This window comes from Paenibacillus sp. NPDC058367 (assembly GCF_042723305.1).
Classification (GTDB): Bacteria; Bacillota; Bacilli; order Paenibacillales; family Paenibacillaceae; genus Paenibacillus_AQ.
Genome location: NZ_JBHXIZ010000001.1, coordinates 1551200 through 1571877, shown reverse-complemented (window position 1 = coordinate 1571877; position 20678 = coordinate 1551200). Strand labels below are relative to the sequence as shown.

The 20678-nt window shown below is 45.4% G+C and carries 12 protein-coding genes and 1 pseudogene; 10 read left to right on the top strand and 3 right to left on the bottom strand.

Going from position 1 to position 20678, the window contains the following annotated elements:
• Positions 1-444: 444 nt before the first annotated feature.
• The 7 genes and pseudogenes from ACFWMP_RS06835 to ACFWMP_RS06805 form a co-directional block, all read left to right on the top strand.
• Positions 445-2637 (top strand): annotated as a pseudogene (locus ACFWMP_RS06835) (glycoside hydrolase family 3 protein); the annotation flags it as partial.
• Positions 2638-2691: 54 nt separating this feature from the next.
• Entirely contained in the window at positions 2692-5415 is a 2724-nt protein-coding gene (locus ACFWMP_RS06830) for a glycoside hydrolase family 3 C-terminal domain-containing protein (RefSeq protein WP_379423535.1), read from the top strand.
• A gap of 200 nt (positions 5416-5615) precedes the next feature.
• The gene (locus ACFWMP_RS06825; RefSeq protein ID WP_379422677.1) at positions 5616-6572 is read left to right on the top strand and encodes a sugar-binding protein; all 957 of its coding nucleotides are present in this window, start codon (positions 5616-5618) and stop codon (positions 6570-6572) included.
• Positions 6569-8062 (top strand): sensor histidine kinase, encoded by a 1494-nt coding sequence (locus tag ACFWMP_RS06820; RefSeq protein WP_379422675.1) that lies wholly within the window; start codon positions 6569-6571, stop codon positions 8060-8062. The genes ACFWMP_RS06825 and ACFWMP_RS06820 overlap by 4 nt, the downstream gene beginning before the upstream one ends.
• Positions 8055-9614: a response regulator gene (locus ACFWMP_RS06815; protein WP_339246171.1), complete on the top strand. Its 1560-nt coding sequence runs from the start codon at positions 8055-8057 to the stop codon at positions 9612-9614. The genes ACFWMP_RS06820 and ACFWMP_RS06815 overlap by 8 nt, the downstream gene beginning before the upstream one ends.
• A 48-nt stretch (positions 9615-9662) precedes the next feature.
• On the top strand, positions 9663-10955 hold the full coding sequence (locus tag ACFWMP_RS06810; RefSeq protein WP_379422672.1) for an ABC transporter substrate-binding protein: 1293 nt from the start codon (positions 9663-9665) through the stop codon (positions 10953-10955).
• Between the two features lie 207 nt (positions 10956-11162).
• Positions 11163-12971 (top strand): peptidoglycan D,D-transpeptidase FtsI family protein, encoded by a 1809-nt coding sequence (locus ACFWMP_RS06805; RefSeq protein WP_042186120.1) that lies wholly within the window; start codon positions 11163-11165, stop codon positions 12969-12971.
• Here ACFWMP_RS06805 and ACFWMP_RS06800 read toward each other — a convergent pair.
• Positions 12932-14122 (bottom strand): AI-2E family transporter, encoded by a 1191-nt coding sequence (locus tag ACFWMP_RS06800; RefSeq protein ID WP_042186122.1) that lies wholly within the window; start codon positions 14120-14122, stop codon positions 12932-12934. The genes ACFWMP_RS06805 and ACFWMP_RS06800 overlap by 40 nt on opposite strands.
• 269 nt (positions 14123-14391) lie before the next feature.
• Here ACFWMP_RS06800 and ACFWMP_RS06795 point away from each other — a divergent pair, with 269 nt between their 5' ends.
• On the top strand, positions 14392-15732 hold the full coding sequence (locus ACFWMP_RS06795) for a polysaccharide deacetylase family protein (RefSeq protein WP_483874820.1): 1341 nt from the start codon (positions 14392-14394) through the stop codon (positions 15730-15732).
• A 174-nt stretch (positions 15733-15906) separates the two neighbouring features.
• Here ACFWMP_RS06795 and ilvD read toward each other — a convergent pair whose 3' ends face one another.
• The gene (gene ilvD, locus ACFWMP_RS06790; RefSeq protein ID WP_042125516.1) at positions 15907-17592 is read right to left on the bottom strand and encodes a dihydroxy-acid dehydratase; all 1686 of its coding nucleotides are present in this window, start codon (positions 17590-17592) and stop codon (positions 15907-15909) included.
• 316 nt (positions 17593-17908) lie between these two features.
• Positions 17909-18949: an acyltransferase family protein gene (locus ACFWMP_RS06785; RefSeq protein ID WP_379422669.1), complete on the bottom strand. Its 1041-nt coding sequence runs from the start codon at positions 18947-18949 to the stop codon at positions 17909-17911.
• Between the two features lie 186 nt (positions 18950-19135).
• On the opposite strand from ACFWMP_RS06785, the gene ACFWMP_RS06780 reads away from it, so the two are divergent.
• Both ACFWMP_RS06780 and ACFWMP_RS06775 read left to right on the top strand, forming a co-directional pair.
• Positions 19136-19879 (top strand): alpha/beta hydrolase, encoded by a 744-nt coding sequence (locus tag ACFWMP_RS06780; RefSeq protein WP_076284247.1) that lies wholly within the window; start codon positions 19136-19138, stop codon positions 19877-19879.
• Positions 19880-19911: 32 nt separating this feature from the next.
• Entirely contained in the window at positions 19912-20676 is a 765-nt protein-coding gene (locus ACFWMP_RS06775; protein WP_379422667.1) for an HAD family hydrolase, read from the top strand.
• Positions 20677-20678 lie beyond the last annotated feature (2 nt).

The window sequence follows — 20678 nt, the reverse complement described above, 5'->3', positions numbered from 1 at the left end:
ACCGTATCTGGAACCACGTTTGTAAGCGGCGGAGGAATAGACAGTATTCACTTGAAGAGTAGTACTTTGTCGGGTGTAACCATTAATAAGCAAGGCGGAAAGGTTCGAGTTGTAGCCGAAGGGTCCACTGCAATCCAATCTATGGAAATTTTAGTTCCTACCGTTATTGTAATCAATGATGGGGCGAAGGTGGGAACGATCACTATCCGGCCAGGAGCAGAGGGAACAATCATAACTGGTGGGAAAAATGTGACCAGTATCGTGGTACAAACTTCAGGTGTGATCATTGATGGTAAAGAGGTTGGCCAAGGAACAATTACTAATGATGGTAAAGATACTGCGGCTAAGCCAACCAGCAGTCCTGCTACTGGCGGCGGAGGGTCCGGGTCAGGCTCAAATAATGGAGGCAGTAGCACGAAATGGAGCCAAAGCGTTGTTGGTACGATTGGTACAGTGACCAATCCTGGTGGAGAAACCTTAGGATACTCAACACAATCAGGGGTAGCTCTGTTAACCGTAGATGGGTTAGCATTTAAAGATTTGAATAAAAACGGCAAGCTCGACAAATATGAGGATTGGCGTCTTAGCACAGAAGTAAGAGCTAAGGATCTTGCTTCGCAAATGTCTGTGGAGCAAATTGCCGGACTTATGCTGTACAGTGGTCATCAATCCATACCAGCAGCCTCAGCTTCGGGATTCCGTGGGGGAACTTATGGTGGAAAACCGCTGGCGGAAAGCGGTGCATTGGCATCCGATCTAACAGACCAACAGAAAGTATTCTTGACAGAAGATAACTTGCGGCATGTATTGATTACTACGGTTGAGAGCCCTGAGGTGGCTGCCCGTTGGAACAACAATGCCCAAGCCTTAGTGGAGAAGATTGGGCTTGGTATCCCAGCTAATAACAGCTCGGACCCTCGTCATAGCACTGTAGCTAACGCAGAGTATAACGAAGGATCAGGTGGAGCGATCTCGATGTGGCCGCAGGCACTAGGTCTTGCTGCTTCCTTCGATGCCAATCTGACGAAGCATTTCGGCGAAATTGCTTCTAAAGAGTACAGGGCGCTTGGCATCGCAACAGCTTTATCCCCTCAGGTGGATATGTCTTCGGAACCGCGCTGGACTCGTTTCAGCGGAACATTTGGTGAGGACTCTAAACTGTCTGCTGATATGGCAAGAGCCTATGTGGATGGTTTTCAGACTACACCGGGCAGCAGCGATGGATGGGGCAATGAGAGTGTGAATGCTATGGTCAAACATTGGCCAGGTGGGGGTTCCGGCGAGAGTGGCCGAGATGCACACTATGGGTATGGAAAGTATGCTGTTTATCCGGGAAATAACTTCGATGAGCATCTGATTCCTTTTACAAAAGGAGCATTTGACCTGGAAGGACCGACTGGAAAAGCCGCTGCAGTTATGCCGTATTATACAATCTCATTTAATCAGGATAAGGCGAATGGAGAGAATGTAGGGAACTCGTATAGTCCTTATGTAATCACCGATCTTTTACGGAATACGTATCATTACGACGGTGTAATCACAACAGACTGGGGAATCACAGGCGATGAAGGACCTGTTGAGTTATTTGGTAACCGCCCATGGGGTGTAGAAGAAAATTACACAGTTGCGGAACGTCATTATCGAATCATCATGGCCGGTGTCGACCAATTCGGTGGAAATAACGATTCCAAACCTATCATTGCAGCGTATCAAATAGGAATTGAGAAACAAGGCGAGAAGGTGATACGGACACGATTTGAAGAGTCAGCAGTAAGACTACTTACTAATATTTTTAATGCAGGGCTATTTGAGAATCCATATCTTGATGTAGAGGAAACAAAAGCTACTGTGGGTAACAAGGAGTTTATGACAGAGGGTTATATGGCCCAATTAAAGTCAGTCATTATGCTGAAAAACAAAGATAACCATGTACTTCCACTTAAAAAAGATGAGAAAGTTTATGTTCCAAAAACTTATGATGCAGCTACCAAATCGTATTCGTATCCTGTCAACATTGATCAGCTGAAGAAATACTTCAATGTGACGGATGATCCGGCTCAAGCTGACAGCGCGATTGTCTTTATCAAGAATCCGCAAACTGGCGCAGGCTACAGCAAAGCTGACGTAGATGCCGGAGGTAATGGGTATATCCCGATCAGCCTGCAGTATCGTCCATATACAGCGGAGTATGCACGTGAAACGAGTTTGGCTGGTGATGCAAGAGATGTATTGAACCGTTCTTACAAGGGAAAGAAGACTACGGCATCCAATGAGTCTGATCTTGATCTGGTGCTTGATACCAAAAAAGCAATGGGAGATAAACCAGTAGTCGTTTCCCTAACGATGTCTAATCCAACGATTGTTGCTGAATTCGAAGATCGTGCGGATGCGATTATTGCGAACTTTGGCATTCAGAATCAAGCGATCTTCGATATTCTGGTAGGTGCATATGAACCATCGGCCCTTCTGCCTATGCAAATGCCTAAAGACATGAAGACGGTAGAGGAGCAGTATGAGGATGTATCCCATGATATGAAAGTCTATGTAGATTCTGAAGGGAATGCTTATGACTTTGCCTTCGGGATGAACTGGAGCGGCGTAATTAACGATGCCCGGACAGCGAAATACAAAAAAGCTGTTGATCCCGGAACTGAACCTGAAGAAGGACTCGTTGCTGCTCCAACAGCTTCTATCCCGTCAGGAACTTATTATGGAGCTCAGACGGTAATGTTGACTGCTCCGAGTGGCGCAACCATCTTTTATACTACCGATGGATCTGCACCTGCAGCATCGGTAATGAATACGACCAAGCAGTATAATTCACGGTCTGGAATCAGTATTACGGCCTCCTCAATAGTAAAGGCATTAACGGTTAAAGACGGCAAGACAAGTAAAGTTGCTGAATTCAATTATGTAATTGGAGCGGCAGTGCCTACTGCTTTTCCAGAGCCTGGTGTATATAAGAGTGGCCCTAAGGTTACGCTCACCTCAACATCCGGCGCTACAATTTATTACACACTTGACGGAAGTACACCAACTGAAAACAGTATCGTATATCAAGGACTAATTACGATTGTAGGTGCCGATAAAGAGACGGCTACAATTAAAGCCTTGGCAGTTAAAGCTGGTATCCCATCCAGTCCTATAGCTGAATTAAAATACACTATCGACGCAAGTCTGGTTGTACTGACAGACGAAGCATCCATTGATGCCGTTATTGGTGAAATGACGCTTAAGGAAAAAGCTTCGCTGGTTGTCGGTGCTGGTTCAGGCACGAAGGTAGCTGGAGCTGCTGGTGGTTCTTATGAGTTGCCACGTCTTGGGATTCCCAAGTTAATCATGGCAGATGGACCAGCGGGAGTCCGCATCAACACGAAACAGGGTGAAGCTACCACATTTGCTACAGGTTTCCCGATCGCCACTTCCATTGCAGCGACTTGGAATGAAGCCTTGGCTAACCAAGTAGGTAATGCGATGGGGAATGAGCTACTGGAGTATGGTGTGGATTTATATCTGGCTCCCGCGCTGAACATTCACCGCAATCCATTGGGGGGCAGAAACTTTGAGTATTATTCCGAAGATCCGCTCATCTCAGGAAAAATGACCGCGGCGATTACGAATGGGGTTCAGGCGAATGGGGTCGGAACGACAATTAAGCATTTTGCCGCGAATAATCAGGAAACGAACCGGATGTCTATCGACACAGTCGTTTCAGAGAGAGCACTGCGCGAAATCTACTTGAAAGGGTTCGAAATCGCAGTGGAAGATTCGCAGCCATGGTCTGTTATGAGCTCTTATAACAAAATCAATGGAACGTTTGCCTCCGAAAATAAAGATCTACTGAGCACAATTCTCCGCGATGAGTGGGGGTTCCAAGGTTTTGTAATGACGGACTGGGGCGGGGGCTCGAACCGGGCGCAAAATATGATTGCAGGCAACGACCTCATCATGCCAGGAAATGCGGCAGCCATTTCAGCGATTACTAAAGCTGTGAACGATGGTGATCTGAACGTAGAACAACTGGATGTTAACGTAAAAAGAATTTTGAAAGTCGTAGTGAAATCTCCATCCTTTAAGGGGATCGGACACAGCAACAAGCCTGATCTTACTGCAAATGCAGTGACCTCTCGTCAAGCCGCAACAGAAGGTATGGTGCTGCTGGAGAATAAAGCTGAGGCGTTGCCTATCGCAGCAGGTACGAATATAGCCCTCTTCGGAAATGCTCAGATTGAAACCGTCAAAGGCGGAACTGGCAGCGGCGATGTCAATGTCGAGCATACTGTATCCATTGTGGAAGGGTTTAGTGACGCAGGCTACAGCGTATATGAACCTTTAAATGTCAGCTATCAAGAATATATTACAGAGCTAAGAAAGAAGCCGGAATACGGTCCAGTGAGCAGCTTTGGCGGCTTGGCCTATCCACCACTTCCGGAAAAGGTATTATCAGCGGATGAGATTAATTCAGCAGAAGCTTCTTCCGAGACGGGCATTATTGTAATCAGCAGAATATCTGGTGAAGGTGCAGACCGGAAAAATGCTGAGGGTGACTTTTTGTTGACAGCGACAGAGCTGGATATGATTGATAAGGTATCAACTGCTTACCATGAGCAAGGTAAGAAGGTCTCCGTGATTCTGAATATCGGCGGTCCGATTGAAATGATCTCCTGGAAAGATAAAGTGGATGCTATTCTCTTGGCTTGGCAGCCAGGACAGGAAGCAGGCCATGCGATTGCCGATGTATTATCCGGAGCTGTGAACCCATCGGGCAAGCTGCCAATGACTTTTCCTACAAGTTATGGTGTAGTTCCTTCCGCTAATAACTTTCCAGGAAATAGTGCGGAAGTGAAGTACGAGGAAGATATTTATGTGGGTTACCGTTACTATGATACGTTTGGCAAAAGCAGTGCGGTTGCCTATCCATTCGGATATGGCCTCTCCTATACAACCTTTGGCTACCGCGATCTTAAGATCAGTTCAGATGCTTTTGATTCTGCAGCAGGAAGTGTGACTGTAACCGTGGATGTATATAACAACGGTACAGTTGCAGGTAAAGAGGTAGTTCAGCTATATCTAAGCGCTCCGGGAGCCAATAAACCGGTTCAGGAATTGAAGGCTTTCCAAAAGACAGCGTTATTGAATGCAGGAGAGCATCAGACCCTAACGTTCACACTAAATAGTCTGGATCTGGCTTCCTTCGATGAGAGCAGCCATGCTTGGGTAGCTGATCCAGGTACTTATGCGGTTCGAATCGGTTCCTCTTCCGCAGGAGAGAAACTGAATACGTACTTCCAGTTGGAATCGCTATTGACAGTGAAAACCACCAACAGTGTACTGATTCCAGTCAAACCACTAAATCTTTTGGTTCATCCGGTCATTGCCGATTACGCGCAAGAGGCTTTAACTGTTGCACCATAGCCTTTTCCCTTCGTAAGCAGGAATGACAAAGCTGCCTCAAGCTATAAGTAGCTTGGGGCAGTTTTTTTTGGAATCGGGAATTGACTATATTTACTATAGTATCTATTATTATTTTAATGTAAGCGCATTCTTATTAGCATAAACAATGCTAGAGGGGGAAGAACACCATAAATATACTTCGGCGACCTTTTTATATTTTCATGCTGCTCTTACTGTCCATTTCCCTATGTTTTACTGGCTTGTTTACTGGAAAAGTGTTGTATTACGATCATTTACTAGCCGAACGAAAGCCCGCGCAAAAGCCACTACTACATCTGGTCTTAATTTCGGAAGAATTGGATAATCCCTATTGGCGTGAAATTGAGAAAGGTGCTCAGAGAGCAGCAGCAGAAGAAGGGATTGCGCTGGAATATCTCGGACCCGTCCAAGCAGATAAGAGAGAGCAAATTCGAATCATAGATAAAGCTATTGCATCGAAGGTAGACGGAATATTGACACAAGGGCTTAACGATAAGGAATTTAATCCCATCATTGCTGAAGCTGTTAAACAAGGTATCCCTGTCATTACTATTGATTCGGATGCACCATCTAGCGGGCGGATTGCCTATGTTGGCACTGATAACTACACGGCTGGATATTTAGCTGGAACGACACTTGTTCAGCAATCGAAGGGTGTAGGTCAAGTTGGGATTGTGACCGGGAGCTTTACCTCTACGAATCAACAGCAGCGGGTTAAAGGTTTTATGGATGCAATTGATGGAGAGTCTGGTATCCATGTCGTACAAATTGAAGAATCAAACATTAATCGGATTCAGTCAGAAGTCATAGCTTTTAAAATCATGAATCAGCATCCGGAGATAGACACTTTTTTGGGTACAAGTTCTTTGGATGGATTGGGGATTGCCCAAATGCTGAAAGGTAAAAATCAGCAGGCGCGGATCATTGCTTTTGATGACTTACCGGAAACGCTTGAATTCATTGAAGAGGGCATCATAGATGCCTCTATAGTGCAGCAACCGTACATGATGGGACGAAAAAGTGTGGAACTGATGGTGGATTATCTAGCAGGGAAAAAGATTGTTACCATCTTTAATACGGATGCCAATGTGGTCCGCAAAGAGGAAATTTCCCGCGGAAAGGGGGACTTCGGGCCATGATTCGTATTAAAAGCAAGCTGATGATCTTTTTTAGTGCTTTTATAGTACTACTTAGTAGTGTTTTCGTCTTTCTTTACATAGATAATATCAATATGGCAAGGACATACGATCAAGTTCTGCACCGATTTTTTCTGCTTAATGAGCTATACCAGGATGCCACTGATGTTAATGATGCTATGAACCAGTATGTGCTCCGGAATCGAAGCGGAGATGAGACCCTGAAGCAGTATGAAACTGCCATTATGAAGCTTAATAACAAACAGGATTTACTAGTAAATATTCTACAAAATGATCATAATCAACTGCTCGTTGATAACTATAGCAATATGATAGACAGCTACATGACAGAGAGCCGGCAAAGCCTTATAGCTTTTGATCTAGGCAACCAGGATGCTTACTACGCACACTTAAAACAATCGGGTGAGATTACCCGATATATTCAAGAGACCACATTGACGATTATTAATAGCGAACTGACGGATTACCGGAATGTGTTTGAGCTGATTAGTCGAAAGAATGAGAACTTTAGATATTTAGGTGTTTTTGTTTTTAGTTCGGTAGCCATTTTGTGTATGATTTTTGCATATTGGTTCTCCAATGGAATTACGAAGCCCATACAGCAATTGACGGCTGCGGCGAATCGGATATCTCGCGGGAATTTCGAGGGGGAGGTTACGGTGAATACGCGTGATGAAATGCGCTTTCTCGCAACAACCTTTAATAATATGCGCTCTAACATCCGCGATCTCGTGGTTGAAATCAAACAGAAATCGGAACTCGATCAATTGGTTAAGAAAATGGAGCTGAAAAGTCTGCAAAATCAGATCAATCCACATTTCCTATTTAATACACTGAACATGGTTTCTAAAATGGCTTATGTCGAGAGCGCAGAAAGAACAAGCGAGTTGGTGGATTCCGTTTCGACCTTGCTGCGTTACAATCTGAAGAAGATGAATTATATTGTTCAGCTGCGTGATGAAGTGAATATTGTTAAAGAGTATTTGTTTATTCAAAGGATGCGTTTTGATGATAGAGTTGCGTTTACGGATGACATTGAGGAGCGAGCCTTGGATTGCTTGTTACCACCACTGACTTTGCAGCCCTTTATTGAGAACGCTTTCACCCATGGTGTGGAATCCTATGAACAGGGTGGGAAACTGCATCTGGCCATTTACGAGAGTGGTAATGATGTCATCGTAGAGGTACAGGATAATGGCGTTGGAATAGACCCAGAAACGATTGCTCGCTTGAGCGGAGATATTCCTTTTTCCGAACATACGCCCATAGATTCAGAGAAAGAAAGGGAGCCTGTGGTGAGCGCTGATTCGAACTCCAATGGAATTGCAATTCGAAATGTACAACGACGGCTGCAGCTTTTCTATCAAAGGAACGATGTAATCGAGATTATGTCCGAGCAGGGAAAGGGAACGACCATCAAACTGAGGCTAACGCGTGTGAATAATAGCAAGGAGGAGATCCTGCATGCTTAAGCTCCTGATTGTGGATGATGAACGTATTGAACGTAGTGCTCTACGGATGATCATCGAGCGGTTTCTACCAGAGATTCGAGTAGTTGGTGAAGCCGAAAATGGTAGGGTAGCTGTAGAGCTCGCCGAACAACTACGGCCTGATGTCATCACTATGGATATCAAAATGCCGGGAATTGATGGAACGGAAGCTGTGTCCTTGATCCATGATAGGTTTCCAGCGATTCGTTTTATTATGATGTCTGCGTTCGATACGTTTGAATATGCACGTAAAGTCATGCGTTATGGTGTGAGGGAGTATTTGCTCAAGCCATATCGGAAGGATCAGATCGTGGAGGTCATCCGCACGATGTCCCATGAGATTGCACGAGAAAAAGAGGATAAACAAAGAACTAATGAGCTGGAGTCCAAATTTAAAGAGACATTATCACTAGTAGAGTCCGAATGGGTTAGTGCTATTTTGATGGATCGAATACAGGAAGTGCAGGTTAGAGATTGGAGCCATACACTTGGTGTACCAGAATCTTCAGGATTCGCGATCGTATTTGTGATGTCAACGAAGGAGAAGGCATGGAGTGTTCAGGAACGAAGGGAGATATATTCTTGGCTTAGGCATCAGTGTAAGATTAGTTGCTTCTCTCTCGTAGGTCCGATGACAGGAGCTCGTATCCCGGTCTTCATGTTTCCGGATGCGAAATCCCGTTTGCCAATACAGCATATTCATAATACTAAGGATTTTGCGTCCAATCTGGCTAAATTTGCTTCCCGGCGTTTCCGTTCATTGCAGCTGTCTGTTGGAATCGGAGGTTTAGCAGCTTCTACTGATCAGTTGATAGGCTCTTATCACGAAGCGCTGTTATCAGCCAGTGCTCTTAATGAGGGGGAAAGCTCACAAGCACAAGAGGAATGGCTCTCAAATTCTGGTATGAGAGAGGCGGAACGAAGATTGCTTCGTTCTTTAGGTAGTGGACAGTTCCGAGAGATGGAGGAAGATTTCGAGTTTTGGGTAGCGGAACTTCGTCTCTTCTGTAGTGACGAGATCCAGGATATAAAGAGCGGACTACACCGATTATTTACTTTGGCTGATGAGACGCTTAGGGAGAGCGGGCTTGAGCCTTTGCCGCAGCTTAGCTTCGGAGAGGTGGAACAGGTAGAGCTGCTGGTAGAGCAAGCCCATTCAAGACTTTTTCTTCAGGCCCGAATGTTGAAGCATTGGTACGATAACAATTCGGCTAGCGCGATTCGTCGGGCTCAGACGTTTATTTCCGACCATTACAGGCGGGAGCTATCGCTTGAGGAGACGGCTGAACATGTAGGGCTGAACCCAAACTATTTTAGCAAAATATTTAGTGATCGCTGCGGCATAACCTTTATTGATTATTTAACTGGCCTGCGAATCAATAAAGCCAAGGAGCTTCTAGCCGATCCTGCGCAAGTGCTGAAAGAGATCAGTATAAGAATTGGATACCGTGATCCTAACTATTTCAGCAGAGTATTCAAAAAGACAACAGGAATGTCACCGACGGAATTTCGGCAATCCATTGGCAGACTGTAAGCAGAAAATAAACGAATACAGCGGGAACTATAGGAAGGAAGAATCTCAATGAAAAGGTCGCTGATTAGTCTGGTATCCAACACGCTCATTGTCAGCTTGCTTTTATCCTCATGTATGAACTTAAGAGAAAAAGATTTGTCTGCATTTTTTCCTGATGAGGAGGCCATGCGATCTAGTGAACCGGTTAACAACATTCAGGAGGCAATAACGAGAAGCGAGGCGGAGTCGGATCATCCGCAGTTGGAAATCTTTAGCTGGTGGACAGGGGCCGGGGAAGAAGCAGGGTTAAAAGCTTTGATCAAGGTATTCAAAGAAAAGTATCCCGGCATTTATGTCTTTAATGCTGCCGTTGAAGGTGGTGCAGGGGGAAATGCCAAGGAAGTACTTGAACGGCGAATGAAGGAGGGGGAACCGCCGGATACCTTTCAGGGAAGGAATATGCTCTGGGCAGCTGAAGGGCGGGTAGAGCCGTTAAATGATCTGTACGAAGAAGAAGGCTGGTATACAGTATTTCCTCCAGAGATCATCGATATGCTTAGTCTTGGGGATGACATTTATTATGTTCCACTTAACATTCACCGTCAAAATGTGCTCTGGTACAATAAATCCATCTTCGCTGATAACAACCTTCAGGTTCCATCGACATTCGATGAGTTTTTTAAGGTGGCTGATCAATTACAAAGAAAAGGCATCACACCGCTGGCTTTTGGAAACAAGGAACCGTGGATGGTTAGCGCTCTTTACACGAATGTCATGCTCGGAACACTGGGGGCCGAGGATTATAAAAAGCTAAGTAAAGGAGAAATCAATACTGACGATCCTCATGTAAAAGAAGGGATGGAGCGGTTCGCAAAGATGTTGACCTATGTGAATGCTGATCATGCTGAACGAAACTGGCAGGAAGCGGCTAAGCTCGTTGCTGAGGGAGAAGCGGCAATGAACATTATGGGTGATTGGGTGAATGGTTTTTTCACACATGATCTGAAGCTGAAGGACGGTGTGCAGTTTGGCTGGAACGCTTCACCAGGTACAGAAGGGATATTTAGATTCCAATTGGATGCTTTTGGATTGTCACGCGGTGCTGAGGATCGAGAGTCAGTTCGTGATTGGTTAAGGGTACTCGGATCTGCCGAAGGTCAGAATGCCTTTAATCCGCTTAAAGGTTCGATTCCAGCTAGGCAGGACGTTTCGATTTCGAATTATGACAGCTATAGCCGACAGGCCATGGAGGTATTCCGAAACAGTGCAAAGAACAAGGTGCTAGTATCTGATAGTAGGCTGCCCGCTTCTTTAGAAGCTGAAGCTTTTAAGAAAGCAAAGGAACTACAGTCTAATCCATAAACAATCCTTATATTTCCCGAGAAACGTTTCACACATACTTAATCCGAATATTTCTCCCACAAACACTTACCGTCCTTATAAGGATGGTAAGTGTTTGTGTTTGGAAAATAAATTATGGATTGTGATGTTGCAATGAACATTTTATGGCGATTCTAATGGATGTAGGTAGGACATAATAGGTGTGGAGTCTGCTCAGGAGGGAAGACATTGCGTAATAACAAACATCGGCGTGTATTCAGCGGTCTTCTTATTTTATCTGCGGCTGTAGCCGTGTTGATCCTTAGGCTGGCATGGGTTCAGCTAATTATGAAGGAACAGACGGTTCCTGGAACAAAATATACACTTGCGAAGATGGCGGAAATTCAAAGTGAACGGGAGACTGTACTGGACAGCGGTCGGGGACGTCTGTATGACCGCAAGAATCAGCCTCTTGCGGGGGAAACCATTTGGACGGCGGCTTTTTTTCCACAAGAGGAGATGGCTAAGAAATCTGTGACGAAGGTTGTTTACGAAGAAGCTAAACCCATGCACCGACTGGCGGAGATTCTGGGTGTCAGCTATGAACAACTGCTGAATAAGCGGTCGTCACTTAAAGAACCATTGCTATGGCCATCTTCAGTGGGAAAAGGACCACTCGCGTTGTCTCAGGCACAGGCAGAAGAAGTGAGTGCACTGGGGATCGACGGAGTAGGCGTGCTCCCTTTCGCACGCAGATATGATGGGATCTCTTCAGGTCGGCAATGGCTAGGCTATTTATCGGAAGCTACTATGCATGCTGGAGCTAAAGCTTCTCCTACGGGTCTTAGAGTTCCTATGACGGGAACGGACGGTTTAGAGAAGACATTAGAGCCTTTGCTTCAAGGGGTAGGACACACGGAAGCATATGTTCAAGTGGATGCGCGTGGGAATCGCCTTCCAGGCAGTCCCATTCAAGTTAAAGCTCCGGGCAATCCTTATTTCCCTCTGTCTTTATATACAACGATTGATAAGAAGCTTCAGGAGGGAATTGAGGAGCTTGCGCTCAAATCCGGAATGAAGGAAGGAGCCATAGTGGTGTTAGATACCGGGTCGGGAGATATTGAAGCCATGGTATCTTTACCCTTCTATAATCCAGAGAAGATATCTCCGCAAGGCGGGGAGTGGAACAATCGGGCACTCCAGGCTGCCGTTCCTGGATCGATCTTCAAAATCGTTACAGCCGCCGCGGCCTTAGAAGCGGGTGTAACCTCCGCTGATGAGCTTTTTTATTGTTCCGGGCAATTTGAGAAATATGGATTGTCTTGTCTGACAGGAAAAGGACACGGACCCCTTACGCTGGCGCAAGGATTCGCCGTGTCCTGTAATACTGTATTTGCTGCTCTGGCAGAGCGCTTAAGCGGTATCCAGCTTCAATCAACTGCACTGGCGCTAGGACTCGGTAGAGATATCAGCTGGCAAGCCGAGAAGACGCTTGGGTTTCCACTTCTAAAACCACTTTCCGGAGAGCAAAAGGGAACCATCTTTACTACCTTACTGCCGGATGACAAGGGAGCCAGGGTACAGACTGCAATTGGACAGCGGGATGTACAAGTCACACCCTTACAAGCAGCTAATCTTATTGTAACGCTACTGCATGGAGGTGAAGTAAGGGCACCAAGGATTCTGCAGCGAATCACATTTGCGAACGGGCAGAAGCTGGAGGAGCTGCCGGGACATCTGTCCCCTTCCTCAGCAGGGAGGATTTCTGAGTCTACAGCCCGCCAGTTACTGTCCATGATGCGCAAAGTTGTAACGGAAGGAACGGGAACCCGTCTACAAAGCACACACTGGCCTGTTGCAGGTAAATCTGGGACGGCACAGACGCTGGTTAAGGGCGTAGCACGCAACAATCAATGGTTTATCGGCTACGGTCCGGTGGATCACCCAAAATATGCTGTATCAGTTGCAGTAGAGAATGTCGCTCCGGATAGTCCGCATCTCGCCATTAAGCTATTCGGTCAGATATTTGATTTATTATCGTCTTCTACAGAAGCTTGAGGCTCCGGAGGAGTAGCAGTGGCCTTGCTCTTAGATGAAGGGCCATTTGCAGCAAAGGGCGAAACGATAAACTCTTCTTGAGGCAAATAGATCCAGCTCTGAAGATATCCTTGTTGAATTAGTTCTTTGATCAGAATAAGCAGAATCGGCGACAGGATCAGACCGGCCATACCGAAAGCGGATGTGGACAGAATGACGAAGGACAGCATCAGAAAAGCAGACGATACGCCAATCGAATTCCCGGTAATCTTCGGTTCAAGCAGCTGTCTTACAATCAATACAATCGCCAGGAGTACGATTAAACCGATTGCTAATGAGGTATTGCCAACAATAAACAGATAGATGATCCAAGGGACTAAAATCGTCGTTACACCAAGGAGCGGCAAGACATCAAATACAGCACAGATAAGCGCCATAGTGATTTCGTTACCGGTCCTTAGTATGAATAAGCCAACCAGTACGATAACAAAGGTAATGCTGATCAGAATAAGCTGGGCTTTTAAATAAGAGCCGATGGCTTTAAAGACGTTGCCCTGCAAAAAAGCGTAAGCAGTTTTAAATGTTTTTGGCATTTTGTCATGGGCAATCTTGCGCCAATCTTTAATCTCCATACTAAGGAAAAATGCTAAAATAATGGCGATCCCAAAATTAGCCATGAAGGAGGAGAAGGATCCGAGCACACCGACCATATATTTTAGAAAAGTAACAAGCCATCCAGTAAGAACATTCGTGGCATCTTTAAAGTAGCCATTTACTTTATCGGTAATATCCGGCGGCAAGCTTTCGATTTTTTGCTGAAGGTAGGTTGTGGATTCCACGAAATGTTGTTGCACCACATATGTATACTTAGGAAGATTATCTTGAAAGTGAAGCGCTTGGATGGTGACCAATAGCCCAGCGCCAAATAACGTACCCAGAAGAACGATTAAGAACAGAAGCACTGAGATCGCTGAAGCGAATGGTTTGGCAAGCCCCCGTCGGTTCAAGAAACGGGCAAGCGGTTCAATAAGCAAAAATACAAAAAAAGATAGGAATACAGGTGCAGCTAACTGATACAATTTACTGAAGGCGAACATAACCAGATAGACCGTGAGGACAATTAATCCAATGTCGAAGAACGTGCGCCAATATTTTTTGTATAACGGCAGCATAGATATAAACAACTCCCTTTTTTAATAAGTTGATAGGTCAGCTTGAATACATTGTACATGATTTTACCTAAAAACCGTCTATTTCTTTGATACATGTGTTAAAATAGGGGGTAACGTATTTTTTATCTAACTTCACTTGGCCGTATCACAGGTTCTGCTTGCAGACGTAAGGCGAGCCAAAGTCAACTCTGGAAAAGCGAGGAATTCATATGCAGACTTTGCTGCTCTGGTTATTTTATATCTCATCTTTTTATGCTTTTATCCCGGGTATGATTAGCCGCATTTTTGGTTACCGTGTCTTTCGTAAAGGAACTGGGCGAAATGAGTTCGCGTTGACCTTTGATGATGGACCTGACCCTCGATTTACACCGTTACTTCTGGATTTATTGAAGAAGTATGATGCAAAAGCAACCTTTTTTGTAGTAGGATCTAACGCTGAACGTTATCCGGATCTTATTAGGCGGATACATGAAGAGGGACATCTTATTGGAATTCATAATTATGTTCACAAGACGAACTGGCTCATGCGGCCCGCAACCGTTCGTCGGCAGATTCAGCGCACGAATGATATTATCTACAACATAATAGGCGAGCGTAGTACTTATTACCGTCCACCTTGGGGGATTGTCAATTTGTTCGATATTTCCAAGCGTCGCCAAGTTGAAATTGTTCTATGGTCGGTAATGTTTGGAGATTGGCGTGAGAAGCTTGGTGCGCAGCGTCTCACTGAGAAGATGCTGGCGCGATTGAATCCCGGTGAAGTGATGCTGCTGCATGATAGTGGCACAACGTTAGGTGCCGATCCGGACGCACCCGAGAATATGCTTGTAGCCCTTGAACTGACGCTGCAGGAGGCCCAAAGAAGAGGACTGCGCAGTATTCGAGTGGATGACATGATCAAGATGGCGGAGAAATCACCGATTCGGCGTTTATCCTTTGGTAAACGAGTACTGGTCGGACTCTGGTTGGCTTGGGAGCAGGTATTCCAAGTATTATTCCAGCTCAAGACGATTAACCCGGCCGATCCATTCATGCATTATCGAATGCGTAAATATCAGGGAGAGCCTGTTGAACTTGGTGATGGAACCTTGCTGAGTAAAGGTGATAAAGTTATTGAGCTGCATATTGATAACAGGCAATTATTCGAGTTAGGTATTCATTCTCGTTCTTCTGCTCAACTTGCGATTCGCATGATCCGCAGAATGGAGAAGGGGTTGCCAATGCTGGCAGAAGTTATTGCCGAAGATGTAAACCTCGCGCAAGCCAAAGCACTTTATGGGGTTAGTATGATTAACCGTGGGCCAGAGAAATTCGGCTTTAGTGTACATGATTTGCCCGATGGCATATTTGCACGCTCCACCAAGTTTTACTTAAAGATCCTGTTAAGTGTGATTCATCCAGATGGTGGTGCTAGGCTCAAGGAGCGTAGTGAGGTCCTTGTACCGAAGCTAATTCTGATGCCTGTCTCAGAATTACTCAAGAAGATGAATAAGCAACTGCCTCATGATGAAAGGTCAGTAAGAAAACGTAAACCGCACCAAGAAGAAGCGTTGTCACTTAATGATTCACTCACAGAAGTGGAATTGCCAGGAGCAACAGTAACGAATTGATTCATGATATTATTTAGTCTTATATAATGAACCGTAATATAGATGCCTCACAAACCAGAAATGGATTGTGGGGTGTTTTTTCTTGTGCCCAATAAAAAAGAGCAGTCCGACCATAGATTATCTAAGGTGGACTGCTCTTGTATGCTAGGAACAAATAGAACTCGGGTTTGCTAATTAAATCTTCAGTACTGCACCGTTACTGGCGTTGGTAACCATTTTGGAATAGCGAGCCAGGTAACCAGTCTTAACTTTAGGCTCAAACTCTTTCCAGCCCGTACGGCGAACCGCCAATACTTCTTCGTCAACCAGGAGTTCAATCTTGCGATTGTTGAGGTCGAGTTCAATGATGTCTCCATCTTCAACAAAAGCGATCGGGCCGCCTTCAGCTGCCTCCGGAGAAATGTGCCCGATGCTAATTCCGCGGGAAGCCCCCGAGAAACGTCCGTCTGTAATCAGACCAACCTTAGCACCAAGACCCATCCCCACGATTTGCGATGTAGGAGCTAGCATTTCCGGCATTCCCGGTCCACCCTTTGGACCCTCATAACGGATAACGACTACATGGCCTTCTTTAACCTTACCGTTAGCGATGCCTTCGAGTGCGGATTCTTGGGAATCAAAGCAGATCGCAGGACCTTTGTGATATCCACCAACAGAAGCATCTACTGCACCTACTTTAATGATGGAACCTTCAGGAGCCAGGTTGCCGTATAGGACGGCGAGACCGCCTCTTTCGGAGTAAGGGTTATCGATCTTATGAATAACGGAAGTATCTTGGATCTCATGTCCGATTACGTTCTCGGCTAATGTTTTGCCGGTAACCGTCATACAGTCTCCGTACAGAGCACCTGGTTTCTTCAGCAATTCATTCAAGACGGCACTAACGCCGCCTGCGCGGTCCACATCTTCGATGAAAATATCGGATGCTGGAGCCAGCTTCGCCAAATAAGGAACACGGTTAGCCACTTCGTTAATGCGTTCAAGCGGATAATCGATACCAGCTTCTTGAGCCAGTGCAAGGGTGTGTAGCACCGTATTGGTGGAGCCACCCATTGCCATATCCAGTGCAAAAGCGTTATCGAGTGATTCTTTAGTTACGATATCTCTTGGTTTAAGGTCTAACTTAATCAGTTCCATCAGTTGAGTAGCAGATCTGCGTACAAATTCTCTGCGTTCATCAGCTACAGCTAGGATGGTACCATTACCTGGCAATGCCAGTCCAAGTGCCTCTGCCAAACAGTTCATGGAGTTGGCAGTGAACATTCCTGAACAAGATCCACAGGTAGGACAACCGAATTGTTCTAATTCAAGCAACTCAGCGTCATTGATTTTTCCGACTTGGTGAGCACCTACGCCCTCGAATACGGAGGTAAGGGAGAGCTTTTTACCTTTACTGTCTACGCCGGCTTTCATTGGACCACCACTTACGAACATGGTTGGAATGTTGACACGCAATGCGCCCATCATCATTCCCGGTGTGATTTTATCGCAGTTAGGGATGCAGACCATGCCATCGAACCAATGCGCGGAAACGACAGTTTCCAAGGCATCAGCGATGATCTCACGGCTTGGTAGTGAATAACGCATACCGATATGTCCCATTGCGATACCGTCATCAACGCCGATCGTATTGAATTCGAAAGGAACGCCGCCAGCTTCACGAATCGCTTCCTTAACGATCTTACCGAACTCTTGAAGATGCACATGACCTGGAACAATATCAATATAGGAATTGCAGACCGCAATAAACGGCTTTCCGAAATCTTCTTCTTTTACTCCGGCTGCACGCAGGAGACTACGGTGTGGAGCACGGTCAAAGCCTTTTTTAATCATGTCTGAACGCATTTTCTTAGCTGCCATATTGACATTTCCCCCCTAAATAAATTGCAATGAAATATAGTGTCGCATTAACGCAATGAACTCCAAAGACCTGCGTATATACGGTTTATAGAATGAACGGGGACGAGCTTCCTAGAGAAGAAGGGCGAAGCCGATTCTATAAAAAATGCCGCTGTTTTGGTATAAACGTTTCCCGCCTTTAATGAACGGAGAAGTCATTGTTATTAGTGAGTCTATCACAAAGAGCACGTTTTTTCTACCGGACAATGTGAAGTTTCTCATGAGGAGACCGGCCTTAAATAGTATAAAAAAACCTATCCGCAAGGGGATAGGCCACTTATAATGAGCGCCTTAAGGCAACACGCTGCAGGGTGATCATCCAACCAACGGGGGGCTCAACAATAGGATGCATCAGCCTTTTTACACTTGGTTGGGCTAAGAGAATGGTCAGTAAGATTGCAGAAAGCACCAATAACATGGCACCTAAAGAATGGTTGATATAAGCGTACAGGCCAGAAACAGCGGCAAAACGAACGATAAATCCGTGAAGTAGAAAAACATATAACGTACGGGAGCCCCAGTCAGTCAGTCGGCTAAGCGAGTAAGGAATCCACCCCATAAACGCTAGTGCAGCAGTGATTTGTAGCCCGTAAACGCCCAGACGATAAATTCCTGCGTACCATTCATGAAGCCCAAGCTGCATGTAGGTCATACTTCCATAAAGCCAGCCTATCGGCAAGTCTAATCCCCAAGATGCAAACAGAAGGAATAGAAGGATGGAGACTGCGGCAGCGGTAATTTTAATCCATTTTTGAAAAAAGCGAGAAAAGGACTGGAACGAAAAATGATAACCTAATACGAAGAATGGCAGGTATACAAAAGTGCGGCTAATGCTGAACCATACGCCATCAAGCTGTAGGTACCCAACGGTAATTCCAGCGGCGACAGCAAAAATGAATTGAGTGGCAGGCGCCCATTTACGCATCCCGATCATCAGTATACGCCAGAAGGCATGACTTGCCAGGAACCATAAGAGCAAATAGGGGGCGAAAAAGGAATGATGGATACCCTGCACCTGATATATGGTGGCGTCCAGCACAGAGTAGAGGCTTTGAAAAATAATGTACTGCAATCCGATTTGCATGATAATCCGACGGCCTTGTGTACCCGTAAGGTGTTTATTGGCAAAAAAGCCCGTAACAAGTACGAAGAGCGGCATATGAAAGCTGAAGATCCACATATATAAGCTATGCAAGCTGCTCATTGAGCCTATCAATGGTTCTATGGCGTTTCCAACAATTACAGTAACAATGAGAACAAAACGTAAATTTAGAAAAAAGGTCTTTCCAGGCGTGTCTAGCGAGTTTTCCCCTACCATGACTTCCCCCCAAAGATGCTTGATGCTTTAATTTTAAAATACAAGATTTTCTTCAATTGAATTGTGAATTAACTCACTATTGAAAGCGTTATCATGAGTGCCAAATGTGGCGATGTGTTGAAGGTTGTTAGAACAGTGGGTTTCTACTATAATTTTCTTATATGCAGTAACATCCGGGAGTGGAGCATGTTGAAGAAAAGAATAACTAAGCGTCGTATTGGTTTAATTGTACTAATCATTCTTGTTGTAGCCGGATTGCTGTTGTGGAAATATTTAACTCCGTATGCACCGGCTGAAGAAGCCGAAACTGCACTGATTTCAAGTGGTGGAGTTACAGTTGAACAAAATGAAAACTGGATTTCGTTCGAACCCTCAATTACTAAGGGGGCCTCGATCATATTTTACCCTGGAGCTCTGGTGAAACCAGAAGCTTACTCCCCACTGGCGAAGGGCATTGCTGCTGCGGGGCATCCGTTCTACATCGCTAAAATGCCGCTTAATTTAGCAGTAACAAAGGGCGATGCTGCAGAAGAGATTATTCGTGTGCATCCAAAGCAATCTTTTGTTCTAGGTGGGCATTCGCTTGGGGGTGTCATGGCGTCACGTTATGCGATTGAGCATGCGGACCAGCTGGAAGGTGTGTTTTTCCTGGCTTCTTATCCAGATGAAAAAGGTAGTCTGCGTGAGACTACTTTGTCAGTATTGTCGGTAGTGGGTACAGAGGATCAGGTTATTGACAGAGACAGCTACAACAAAGGACGTTCCTATTTGCCAGATAATACGGTTTATAGTTCAATCGTCGGTGGAAATCACGCTCAGTTTGGAAGCTATGGACCACAAAAAGGAGACGGAAAAGCAACCATTTCCGAAGAAGAACAGCAAAATGACACTGTTCGCGCCATGCTGGATTGGCTTGGGAATATCAGGTAGTCTTCGGTCTTTCCAACAAAGGGAGGATACTTATGCCAGAATTACAGATTAACGATGAATGCATACCCTGTTCAGGAATATTGTTCGACAAAGATGGCACGTTATTGGATCTATTAGCCACTTGGGGGAATTGGGCCGAGCTTGTACTATGTGGAATGGAAAATCAGCTTGCGATTATGGGAACTGATTTTATCGTGGATCGGAGTAAAGTGCTAGGTACCCAGCATGATGCTGCAGGAAAATTGATTGGTTATGATCCAGCAGGGCCGCTCACCATGGCTACAGAAGAAGAAAGTTATGGTGTGCTTGCATGGCAGCTGTATGCTGCTGGTGTTCCTTGGAATGAAGCGTTGACCCGTGTAAAGAGTATAGCTAAGGACGCTATGTATGAATTACGCAAACGCCGCACGGTACAACCTCTAGAAGGGCTTCTTCCTTTTCTGGAACAGTGCGCGGCTGCATCACTCAAGCTAGGGGTGGTTACCTCAGATGGCGCAAAGACCACTCAGGAGCATCTGGATTGGCTTGGTATTGCTCATTATTTTCATTCGGTAGTTACAAGAGACAGAGTATTAAACGGAAAACCCGCACCTGAAATGGCTGAATTAGCCTGCCGGGAGCTGGGGCTGTCTCCTGAAGTGACGATTATTATTGGTGACAGCAATGCAGATATGCAATTGGGTAAAGGTGCAGGCTTACGCCTCGCCGTTGGAATCTCCAGCATGGGTGATGGAAATCACTTGATTGACGCAGATGTGATTATTTCTAGCTATAATGAGCTAAGGATCACCTATTGATC

Bases quoted from the DNA above. Each gene is read 5' to 3' on its own strand.
- ACFWMP_RS06825 (WP_379422677.1), top strand. From the start codon at position 5,616: ATGCTGCTCTTACTGTCCATTTCCCTATGTTTTACTGGCTTGTTTACT.
- ACFWMP_RS06820 (WP_379422675.1), top strand. From the start codon at position 6,569: ATGATTCGTATTAAAAGCAAGCTGATGATCTTTTTTAGTGCTTTTATA.
- ACFWMP_RS06815 (WP_339246171.1), top strand. From the start codon at position 8,055: ATGCTTAAGCTCCTGATTGTGGATGATGAACGTATTGAACGTAGTGCT.
- ACFWMP_RS06810 (WP_379422672.1), top strand. From the start codon at position 9,663: ATGAAAAGGTCGCTGATTAGTCTGGTATCCAACACGCTCATTGTCAGC.
- ACFWMP_RS06800 (WP_042186122.1), bottom strand. From the start codon at position 14,122: ATGCTGCCGTTATACAAAAAATATTGGCGCACGTTCTTCGACATTGGA.
- ACFWMP_RS06795 (WP_483874820.1), top strand. From the start codon at position 14,392: ATGATTAGCCGCATTTTTGGTTACCGTGTCTTTCGTAAAGGAACTGGG.
- ilvD (WP_042125516.1), bottom strand. From the start codon at position 17,592: ATGGCAGCTAAGAAAATGCGTTCAGACATGATTAAAAAAGGCTTTGAC.
- ACFWMP_RS06785 (WP_379422669.1), bottom strand. From the start codon at position 18,949: ATGGTAGGGGAAAACTCGCTAGACACGCCTGGAAAGACCTTTTTTCTA.
- ACFWMP_RS06780 (WP_076284247.1), top strand. From the start codon at position 19,136: ATGTTGAAGAAAAGAATAACTAAGCGTCGTATTGGTTTAATTGTACTA.
- ACFWMP_RS06775 (WP_379422667.1), top strand. From the start codon at position 19,912: ATGCCAGAATTACAGATTAACGATGAATGCATACCCTGTTCAGGAATA.